This is a genomic window from Chloroflexota bacterium, assembly GCA_035652535.1.
GTDB lineage: Bacteria > Chloroflexota > UBA6077 > UBA6077 > SHYK01 > DASRDP01.
In genome coordinates, this window is sequence record DASRDP010000030.1 from 1 (window position 1) to 9,914 (window position 9,914).

Sequence of the window (9,914 nt, forward strand, 5' to 3'; positions counted from 1 at the left end):
GCAAGGGGGGAAGGAGCGGACGGCGCCTCTTCCCCGTCGACGTGGGAGGGTGAGGGAAGGGATGGCCCCCCATCCCGACCTTCCCCCGCAAGGGGGGAAGGAGCGGACGGCGCCTCTTCCCCGTCGACGTGGGAGGGTGAGGGAAGGGATGACCCCCATCCCGACCTTCCCCCGCAAGGGGGGAAGGAGCGGACGGCGCCTCTCCCCCGTCGACGTGGGATGGTGAGGGAAGGGATAACCCCCCATCCCGACCTTCCCCCGCAAGGGGGGAAGGAGCGGACAGCCCCTCTCCCCCTCGCAGGGGGAGAGGGTGAGGGTGAGGGGGTGCCCGGTCACCCGAAGCAATCGCGCCGGCGTCAACGCTTCCTCAACGGTGGGCGAGACGCACGCGGGGCTGTCGGAGCTTCAGCGGGGCGACGCCACTCCAGAAGGTGCGCTCGCCGGTCATGGCCTGGACGTGGCCGTCCCACTCGAGGGTGAAGGCGGTGATGCCCAGCTTGGCGGCGTCTCGCACGCGCGCCTGGGTCGCCTCGTCCGTCGCCGCGGCGCGGATCAGGTCGATCTGTCGGCGGCCGTGGCCAACGTCCTGAGTGGCGTGGAGGTGGTACGTCTCGGCCGCGCGCGGAGAGAAGCCATAGTAGCCGGTCAGCTCGCGATACACGTTCGCAGCGACGCCGTCTGGCCCGCCGTGCTGGCTCTCGACGAAGGCGAGCATCGCCAGCCCCTCGAGGGCGGACCGGCGCTGGCAACAGCCGACGATCATCTCGATGGCGGCCGAGGTGCCCGGCGCGGGCTCCGCCTGGTCGGCCTCCTCGCGGGTGATCCCCGCCTCCTCGAGGAATTGGAGCATGATGTCCACGTGGGTACGCTCGCCGCTCAGCTCCTCCATGAAGTTCTCCAGCACGGTGTCCATCAGGCCATACTGCTTGTCGGCGACGGCGTTGACGGCGATGTAGCCGAAGTAGATGGGGTTGGTCCGCACGCGGAGGTAGTGCTGCGCCTCGCCGAGGATGATCTGCTCGCGGGTCCACCGGTGCTGGATGATGCCCTGAAACCACGGGTGCTGAATCATCGGCACCTCGTTGGCGTAGCTCCACAGTTCGTCGATGAAGTCGTCGGGAGACAGCATGTTCAACCTCCCCTGCGCCAGCCCGCCGGCGCGGATGGCCCCGATGCCCAAAGCATACGACACGGGGTCGCAGGGCGACGCGGGCGCTATTTCGACGGGGGACAACCCCCGTCCTGCGAGGCTGGTTACCCGCGTCCCGACGCCGATGACGCCGTGGCGGCGGCCTCGCGGGGGAACTCGGGCATCACGCGCTCGGCGAAGAGCCGAATGTTCCGGAGCGCCAGCTCCTGGGGCATGCCGCCGAAGTGGAACGTGCCGGACATCGTGGTCAGGCCGATGGTCTCCTTCCAGCGGTGGATGATCTCGATCACTCGCGCCGAGTCGCCCGCGATCACGTTCCCCGTCTCGATCTCGTTGTCGATGTCGTGCCGGTCGCGCGCGACGCCGTTCGGCTGGCGAACCAGCGTGTTCCGCTCTCGGGTGAGCGTCTCGTAGTTGCCGAAGTACTTCGCGGCCTGCTCGTGCGCCTCGCGATCGCTGGGCGCGACGTAGATGTGGAACTTGCCAAGGATCTCGTGCGCGGCCAGGTCGTGACCGGCGGCGCAGAGCGCGTCCTTGTAGACGCCCACCCAGTGCTGGAGGACGGGCGGCTCATACATGTAGGGGAGCGTCATGAGGTTGTAGCCCTTCTCCCCCGCCCAGCGGAACGTGTCGTCGCTGCGCGAGGCGCCGACCCAGATGGTGGGGTGCGGCTGCTGGACCGGCCTGGGGAGGACGCGGATGTCCGAGTAGCTGAACAGCTCGCCGTGGAAGTTCACTGTCTCATCGGTCCAGGCCTGGCGGATGATCTCCGCCGCCTCGCGCATGCGGAGGGCGCTATCGGCCTGGCTGACACCGAAGCCGGCGAACTCGGGCGGCGTCGAGCCTCGCCCGATCCCGAACTCGAGCCGCCCGTTGGAGATGTTGTCCACCATCGCGTAGGCTTCGGCGATCTGGACCGGGTTGTGGAGCGGCAAAACGCTGACCGCGACGCCCAGGTGGATGCGGCGAGTCGTGCGAGCGACGGCGGCGAGAAACGTGGGCGGGTTGGAGATGGTGCCGCCGTACTCGTGGAAGTGATGCTCGGTGACCCAGAGGTCATGGACCCCGAGCGTGTCCATCAGCTCCGCCTGCTCGAAGATGTGCTGATAGAAGGCGGCCACCGGCCCGTCGAGGCTGGCGATGTACGTCGGCAGATAATGAGCCCCAAACCGCATGTCGTCTCTCCTACGGGGATGCTGGCAACCGCTCGCCCCTCGTGTGCCAGCAGTATGCTGCGCGTCGGGGGGGAAGGCAAGCGAGCGGTGGGCGGGCACGGAGCTCCGGCGGCGGTCGGTGCCCCCCGGTCACCGGGCGCGCTTGACCCTGACGTTTCGTGTATATACACTGAACACCATGGCCGCGGACGTGGACCTCTCCGCTTGTCGGGCCTGTTATTGCCTGGCGGCGCGCAAGACCGCGCGCGCCATTACCAGGCTATACGACGAGAGGCTGCGCCCGCACGGCCTGCGCGCGACCCAGTTCTCCATCCTCGTGGCGCTCGCCCTGAAGGGGCCCACATCGGTTGGCGAGCTCGCCGAGCTGCTCGGTCTGGAGCACACAACGCTCACGCGGAGCGCGGCGCGTCTCGAGCGGGACGGCTGGGTCGCTACCGCTTCGGCCCCCGACCATCGCCGCCGGCCGCTGAGCCTGACGCAGGCGGGGCGGCGAAAGGTGGAGGAGGCTTTTCCAGCCTGGAAGGAGGTCCAGGATTCCATCAGCCGCGTCGGTCCAGACGCCTGGCGGGAGGCGCTCCGGCGGCGCGGCGGATCGATCATCGACGGCAAAAGGAGTGACTCATGAGCAGTGTCCGAGTTCTCGTTGGCACGCGCAAGGGCGCATTTATCCTCACGTCAGATGGGAAGCGCAACTCGTGGCGTGTCGACGGCCCTCACTTCGCGGGCTGGGAGGTCTACCACCTCAAGGGGTCTCCAGTGGACCCCGATCGACTCTACGCGTCGCAGACGAGCAGCTGGTTCGGGCAGATCATTCAGCGCTCGAACGACGGCGGCAAGACCTGGTTCCAGCCCGGGACGCCGCCGGGCGAGCCGATGACGACGCCGGACGGCATGCCGAAGGGCGAGAGCAACAAGTTCGTCTACGAGGGCGAGGTGGCCGACCACCTCTGGTACGATGGCACGCCGCGCCCGTGGGAGTTCAAGCGCGTATGGCACCTCGAGCCCTCGCGAGCGGACCCGGACATGGTCTACGCGGGAGTCGAGGACGCGGCCCTCTTTCGCACGACGGATGGCGGCCGGACGTGGCAGGAGCTCCCCGGGCTGCGCACCCACCAGACGGCATCGGCGTGGTCGCCGGGCGCGGGCGGTCTGTGCCTGCACACGATCCTTCAGCACCCGACCGATCCCCAGCGGATCTTCATCGCCATCTCCTCGGCCGGCGCGTTTCGAACCGACGACGGCGCGGCCACGTGGCGGCCGATCAACAACGGCCTGCATTCAACCTACATCCCGGACCCGAACGCCGAGGTCGGCCACTGTGTGCACCGCATCGCCATGCACCCCTCGCGGCCGGACGTGCTCTTCATGCAGAAGCACTGGGACGTCATGCGCAGCGACGATGGCGGTAATTCCTGGCACGAAGTCAGCGGTAATCTCCCCACCGACTTCGGATTCCCCATCGAGGTCCACGCACACGAGCCGGACACGGTCTTCGTGATCCCCATCAAGAGCGACTCCGAGCATTTTCCGCCCGATGGGAAGCTCCGGGTCTACCGGAGCCGGACGGGCGGAAATGAGTGGGAGCCGCTCACCAAGGGCCTCCCGCAACAGGATTGCTACGTCAACGTCCTGCGGGACGCGACGTCCGTCGACTCGCTCGATCCGTGTGGCATCTACTTCGGCACGTCCGGCGGGCAGGTGTACGCGTCCGCCGATTCCGGGGAGACGTGGGCGCCGATCGTTCGAGATCTGCCGCCAGTCGTGTCAGTCGAGGTCCAGACGTTGCCATGATCCGCGTGGTGCTTCCCTACCACCTTCGGAACCTCGCAGGCGTCGGCCGTGAGGTGCGGGTCGATGTGGAGGGACCGGTCACGCAGCGCTCCCTTCTCGACGCCCTCGAGGCGAGCTACCCGATGCTGCGGGGGACCATCCGCGACCACACCACGCAGCGACGACGGGCGCTCGTGCGCTTCTTTGCGTGCGGCGAAGACTGGTCCAACGAGTCGCCGGACACGCAGCTTCCCGAGGCCGTCGCGGCCGGTGCGGAGCCGTTTCTGGTGGTCGGGGCCATCGCTGGCGGCTGAGGACGGCGCGAGGGAGCGCGCACCGTCCGGGGGCCTTCGATCTCCGATTGACGGGCGACCGACCGCGCACGTAGAGTGGGCTCAGCCAACCTGCGGAGGCTGCGCCCATGGCCGAGATCGTGTTCGTGGCTGCGTGTTCGCACTCGCCGTATCTCTTCGACTCACCGGATACGTGGACGACGAGCCGTGGACGGCGAGCGCTTCGCGCCGACGTGCCGGTGGACTCGGCGGAGGTGAACGCGGAGAAGCATCGACGGTGCATGGCCGCGTTCGCCACGCTGAGGGAGCTGCTCGCCGCCGCGAAACCGGACGTTCTGCTCGTGTTCGGGGACGACCAGTACGAGCAGTTCGACTTCGCCAACTTTCCGGCGTTTGCCGTCTGCAGCGCGGAGGAGTTCGACGCGACACCGCCGCCCGTGTTCAGCGGAGGGCTGATGCGCAAGGGGTGGCCCGAGATGAGCAGCGAGGAGCGGATCCACGTCCTCGGCCATCCGGAGCTGGGTAAGCACCTGACCATGGGTCTGATCCGAAACGGCTTCGACGTCGCTTTTTGCCTAGAATTGCCGAAGAAGGACCGCGGCCTGGGGCACGCGTTCACGCACCCGTCGTTCTACATCGACCCGGATTACCGCGTGCCCATCCTGCCCTTCTTCGTGAACTGCTACTATCCCCCGCAGCCCACGGGCCTCCGATGCTACGAGCTTGGGCGGGCCGTTCGCGCCCTCATCGAGGCGGCACCGCTCGACCTGCGAGTGGCCGTGCTGGGATCTGGAGGGCTCTGGCACACACCGTTGTGGCCGGGGGCTTACCTCGACGAGACCTTCGATCAAGCGATCCTGCAGAGCGTGCGGGACGGCGCGCCCCGCGCGATGGCGCAGGTGCTGGACGGTGCGAGGTGGAACCACCCGACCGTTGCGCCGCCCGACGTTCGGCCGCTTCTGGCCAATATGGTTCTCGGCGTCACGGGTATGACCGGGGGTCTGGCGAGCGGAAGCGGCGAGGTGCGGAACTGGATCGCCGCGGCCGCGGTGGCCGACGGCGCGCCTGGCACCGTCATCGACTACGTTCCGGTCTATGCGTCTCCTTGCGGCATGGGCTTCGCCTACTGGGTCGTACCGCCTCCCACCGGCGATCGCGGGGATCGCCCACCGTTGGGTGTATAGGCCGGGCGCCCGACAGCGCGCCGACCGGTTCGCGCCGCTGCCCTCCGACGCGAGCGATGTGGGACCCGAAGGTTCGAAAGGCGATCGATCACTCGCTCGATCGAGAGGAGATCGCCTAGGTGCGCGCAGTGCGGTTGGATCAGCCTGGGCGCCCCTGGCGGTCCCGGTAGAGCACGAGATCCTCGCCGAGCAGCCGAACTGCTCGCGTTCCCGGCCGGGGGAGCTGACTGCTTGCCGCGATGGGATGCCAGTATCGGCGCATGAGCTCCCCGCAGGGAGTGTTCGCCCCCACGCAACACAGACGCTCGTTCTGCTCCGTGGACGCCCGGAATCCACGCCCTCCGGTAGAACGCCCGCCCTGGGCTGACGCCTTGCCTACAGCGAGAGGTTGAACAGCTGTACGGCGTTCAACCCCATCAGCTTGTCCTTGTCCTCGGCCGAGATCGAGCCCAGCGATTCCAGGAACTGGATCGTGTTCATGCCGGACCCGGCGAGCCCGTGGGGATAGTCGCTGGAGATGAGGAGCCGATCGGCGCCCAATCGTTCGACGAGAAACGCCATCGACTTCGATTCCGCCTTGATGTTGAAGGAGAACCAGAAGTTCTCCAAGTATTCGGAAGCGAGGCGGCGGTTGCGGATCTTCGTGTAATCGGGCTCTTCGACCGACACTTCGTCAAGCCGATCGAAGAGGTACGGCACGAAACCGGCCCCCGCTTCGAGCACGCCAACCCGCAGGCGTGGAAAGGCGTCGAGCACGCCGCCGCAGATGAGCGAGCCCACGGCGAGGGAGGACTCGGCGGGAAACTGGAGCGCATTGCCGAAACGGTAGCGCTGGTATCGGTGCGCGCCCGCCGTGATGGCGAGGTGCGAGCAGTGGACGATGAGGGGGACGTTCAGCTCCTCGACCCGCTGGTAGAAGGGCCAGAACTCGAACTCGTCCAGGTTTCGGTCGTTGATGGCGGTGCCGATCTGTGGGGCGTGGAGGCCCAGCTCGAGGATCGCCCGATCCAGCTCCTTGATGGCCAGGCTGACGTCCTGCATCGGCATGACGGCGAGGCCGATGAACTCCGGATGGCGCTTGAGGGCGCGCGCCACGGCGTTGTTGTAGGCGGCGCACACGCTGGCTCCCAGCTCGGGGTCGACGTCGTACGCGTACGGCGCGTTATTGGGCACGAGGACCTGGCGATCGAACCCGATCTTCTTCAGATCCGCCGCGCGCACGTCGGCGTCCGAGGTCCCCGGGTGCCTGCGGCCCATGACGAGACACGTCGGGTAGTTCCACATGAACGAGGGCACGTGCTCGGCGCGATCCTTATAGATCACGACCGACCGCCCCGCCCCGTCCTCGATAAAGTGGGGGCGCCGACCGAGGAACTTCGGATCGACGTCGTCGAACGCGTCGAATGGGAGGAAGTGCGAATCGCAGTCGATCTTGACGGCCATCGGGCTCCCCCTTTCAGGATGCTGGAGATCCGCTCACGGCGGGCGACTCGTCGGGATCCAGGTGCGCCAGCCGTGGCGCCACCTGCTCCATCAACCGGTGCATGGAGTCGGCGATCTTCTCGGGCGGGGCGATGGGCAGCCCGCAGAACATCAGCAGGGTGCCAAACCCGCCGCTGCCGTCGTAGAAGTCTTTGATTCGCTGGTAGATGGTGTCCGGCCCGCCCACCCAGTAGAAGCCGCTCTCGAGCATATAGTCGAAGGTGACGTCATCGAGGGTCATGCCCGGATCGATGCGCCGCAGCAGGTAGACGGGCTCCTTCTTTCGATCCTCGATGAGCTGACACAACCCCTCGTACACCTCCTCGCGTGCCCTGCTGTCCGATTCGCCGACGTAGGCCACGTGCGCAACCCGAAATTGCTTGCGCGATGCCGGCTGGCCCGCGGCGGCGGCGGCGCTGAGGTATGTATCTCCCCAGCTTCGAAGCTCCTCGGCCGAGTCCGTTCCGCGCCCAAGGAGGGGCGCGAACCCATGGCGCGCGGCTAGCTCGAGCGTCTCGGTCGAGCCGGAGCAGCCGGCCGCGATGGGAATGTGAGGCTGCTGGTAGGGGCGCGGCAGGATGTGCACGTTCCGTCCCTGCCAGTAGCGACCGTCGAAGTCGAACGGCTCCGTCTCGGTGAAGCATCGGAGGAGAAACTCCACAGACTCGTAGACCATGGCGCGCGTCTCCTCGCGCTCGACCTCGATTCCGCGCATCTGAAGCTGCTCGTGGGTCACCAGATGCGTGCCGCCGTAGCCGAAGATGTAGCGGCCGTGGGTGACGTTGTCGATGGCGTTGGCCTCTTGCGCGACGTCGACGGGATGGTGGAGAGGGAGCTGGCGTATGCCGCTGCCGAACCGAATGCGGTCGGTCACCGCCGCGGCGCGCGCCATGAGGAAATACGCGTGCGTTACCGTGTTGGGGCGCACGTGGTTGGGCTCCGCGATCCATGCCTCGGTCATGCCGAGCTGGTCGCCCAGAATGACCTCGGCCAGGTCCTCGTCATATGCGTCGGCCGCCCTCGGGTTCAGCCGATGGCCGGATTCTGAGAAAAGGCCAAAATCCATCTCGCTCCCTTTCATATCTCGCGGCCGCGAGCGCCCGTCGTCACATACCGGACGGGGCGTAGCTGCGCCGGCGAGCCCCCAGTGTACATTGTCGAAGCATAGTAGTGCGCGCGAGCAATTCCCACAAGCGCCGCGTTAGGGGGAGCCGAGGATCTCCAGCGCGCGGAGGAGCTGATCGTCCTGGCTCGCCTGCAGAGCCTCGGGGGACATGGCGCTCTCCTGGTTCGGGTTCAGGGGCGCAACGCTCGCCGGGAGGGGCACTGGGACGTCCGGGGTGATGCCGTGATGCCAGATCTGGTGGCCGTCGGGCGTAAACCACTCACGGGTTCCCAGCAGGATCGCCGAGCCGTCGGTCAGGTTAAAGGTGGACAGCACTGTGCCGGTGCCGACCGTCGTGGATCCGACCAGCTTGGCGCGCTGGTGGTCCTGGAGGGCGCCGGCCACGATCTCGGCGGAGCTGGCCGTACCCTCGTTGATGAGAGCGACCATGGGCAGGTCCAGCGCCACGCCCCCCGTGCGCGCGGGAACCGGCGTGCGCGTTCCCTGCGCGTCCTGTTCGATGAGTACGTCGCCGTCGCCGACGAACTGGCTCGCGACCGCGACCGCCTCGTCCCTCAGGCCGCCGGTATTGTTGCGCAAGTCGAACACCAGGCCCGACGCCCCGCTGGCTCGGGCATCGTTCAGCGCCTGGACGAGCTGATCGCCCGTGTGCTCGGCGAATTGACTGACCAGCACGTGGGCGATCGACGTGCCGGGCGCCATCGTCCAGGTGACGCTCGGCACGGTGAACTGCTCCCGCTGGATGGTGACGTCCGTCAGCACGGTCGCGCCCTGGTGGATGACGGTGAGGGACACGCTCGTACCGGCGCGCCCCCGTATTCGGCGGACGACCTCTTCGAGGGACAGGCCCAAGATCTCCTGGCCGTCGACGCGCACGATCGTGTCGCCCGCTTTCAGTCCGGCGCGCTCGGCGGGAGAGTTAGGAAGCGGGGCCAGGATCGTCGGGCCCTGCTCGCGAAGGACCAGCTCGGCGCCAATACCCTCCAGGCGGCCGGAGATCGCCTCGCGCTCGTCCCTCAACGCCTGGGGGGACAGGAAGCGCGTGTGGCCGAAATCCCCGAGGGAGTCGAGCATCCCCTCGATGGCGCCGTAGGTCATGCGCGTCTGATCGATAGCGGATCGCTCCACGTAGTGAGCGTTGACCAGGTTCCACGCTTCCCAGAACACGCGGAACGTGGGGACGACGGTCAGCGGCTCGCCCGCCATCAGCCCGGGGATCCCGAACACCGGGCCGACCTGGGCGCCCGCGAGGAAGCTGGCGATGGCAATCAGAAGGATCGCAAAGGACGCCCTTCGCGGCGAACCCGGAGCGACGATGAGGGGACCTCACGTTTGTTGATGGAGCACCGCGCGCGGGTGGGAAGCCATCCACATTGTAGTGGCCCGCATCGGCAGGACGGTTGCGCGCGCGGTGGGCGCGTCGCTATCCTCGCCTGGGGGTGGAGCCATGAAAATCGCGGTGATGGGCACGGGCGGGGTGGGCGGCTACTTCGGCGGCCGGCTAGCGGCGCGTGGTGAAGACGTGACCTTCATCGCCCGTGGATCGCATCTGCAGGCAATCCAGGATCGGGGGCTGACCGTACGGAGCACCCTCGGCGACTTCACCGTGGTGGGCGCCCAAGCCACGGACGATCCCTCGCGCGTGGGGACGGCCGACGTCGTGCTCTTCTGCGTGAAGGCGTGGGACACGCGCTCGGCCGCCGAGCACACGCGACCGCTGGTGGGGGAGGGAAC

General features: G+C 67.6%; 10 protein-coding genes. 5 read left to right on the top strand and 5 right to left on the bottom strand.

Annotated elements, in window-relative coordinates; all coding sequences use genetic code 11:
* Window positions 1-367 precede the first annotated feature (367 nt).
* Entirely contained in the window at window positions 368-1,129 is a 762-nt protein-coding gene (locus VFC51_04145; GenBank protein ID HZT06197.1) for an iron-containing redox enzyme family protein, read from the bottom strand.
* A 125-nt stretch (window positions 1,130-1,254) separates the two neighbouring features.
* Window positions 1,255-2,325: an LLM class flavin-dependent oxidoreductase gene (locus VFC51_04150; GenBank protein HZT06198.1), complete on the bottom strand. Its 1,071-nt coding sequence runs from the start codon at window positions 2,323-2,325 to the stop codon at window positions 1,255-1,257.
* Window positions 2,326-2,443: 118 nt separating this feature from the next.
* Here VFC51_04150 and VFC51_04155 point away from each other — a divergent pair, with 118 nt between their 5' ends.
* The 4 genes from VFC51_04155 (at window position 2,444) to VFC51_04170 (ending at window position 5,572) form a co-directional block, all read left to right on the top strand.
* Complete coding sequence (locus tag VFC51_04155) at window positions 2,444-2,950, top strand: MarR family transcriptional regulator (GenBank protein ID HZT06199.1); 507 nt, start codon at window positions 2,444-2,446, stop codon at window positions 2,948-2,950.
* Window positions 2,947-4,116: an exo-alpha-sialidase gene (locus tag VFC51_04160; protein ID HZT06200.1), complete on the top strand. Its 1,170-nt coding sequence runs from the start codon at window positions 2,947-2,949 to the stop codon at window positions 4,114-4,116. The genes VFC51_04155 and VFC51_04160 overlap by 4 nt, the downstream gene beginning before the upstream one ends.
* Entirely contained in the window at window positions 4,113-4,409 is a 297-nt protein-coding gene (locus tag VFC51_04165) for a MoaD/ThiS family protein (GenBank protein ID HZT06201.1), read from the top strand. The genes VFC51_04160 and VFC51_04165 overlap by 4 nt, the downstream gene beginning before the upstream one ends.
* Before the next feature lie 107 nt (window positions 4,410-4,516).
* A complete protein-coding gene (locus tag VFC51_04170; protein HZT06202.1) occupies window positions 4,517-5,572 on the top strand; it encodes a hypothetical protein in 1,056 nt (351 codons plus the stop codon).
* A 375-nt stretch (window positions 5,573-5,947) separates the two neighbouring features.
* Here the strand turns inward: VFC51_04170 and VFC51_04175 are convergent, their stop codons facing one another.
* From VFC51_04175 to VFC51_04185, 3 genes are all read right to left on the bottom strand, one after another.
* Window positions 5,948-7,015 (bottom strand): amidohydrolase family protein, encoded by a 1,068-nt coding sequence (locus tag VFC51_04175; GenBank protein HZT06203.1) that lies wholly within the window; start codon window positions 7,013-7,015, stop codon window positions 5,948-5,950.
* A gap of 13 nt (window positions 7,016-7,028) precedes the next feature.
* Complete coding sequence (locus tag VFC51_04180) at window positions 7,029-8,120, bottom strand: LLM class flavin-dependent oxidoreductase (GenBank protein ID HZT06204.1); 1,092 nt, start codon at window positions 8,118-8,120, stop codon at window positions 7,029-7,031.
* Between the two features lie 135 nt (window positions 8,121-8,255).
* Entirely contained in the window at window positions 8,256-9,386 is a 1,131-nt protein-coding gene (locus tag VFC51_04185; protein ID HZT06205.1) for a S41 family peptidase, read from the bottom strand.
* A 241-nt stretch (window positions 9,387-9,627) separates the two neighbouring features.
* On the opposite strand from VFC51_04185, the gene VFC51_04190 reads away from it, so the two are divergent.
* Window positions 9,628-9,914: 2-dehydropantoate 2-reductase (locus tag VFC51_04190; GenBank protein HZT06206.1), on the top strand; the 287-nt coding region annotated here is incomplete at its 3' end.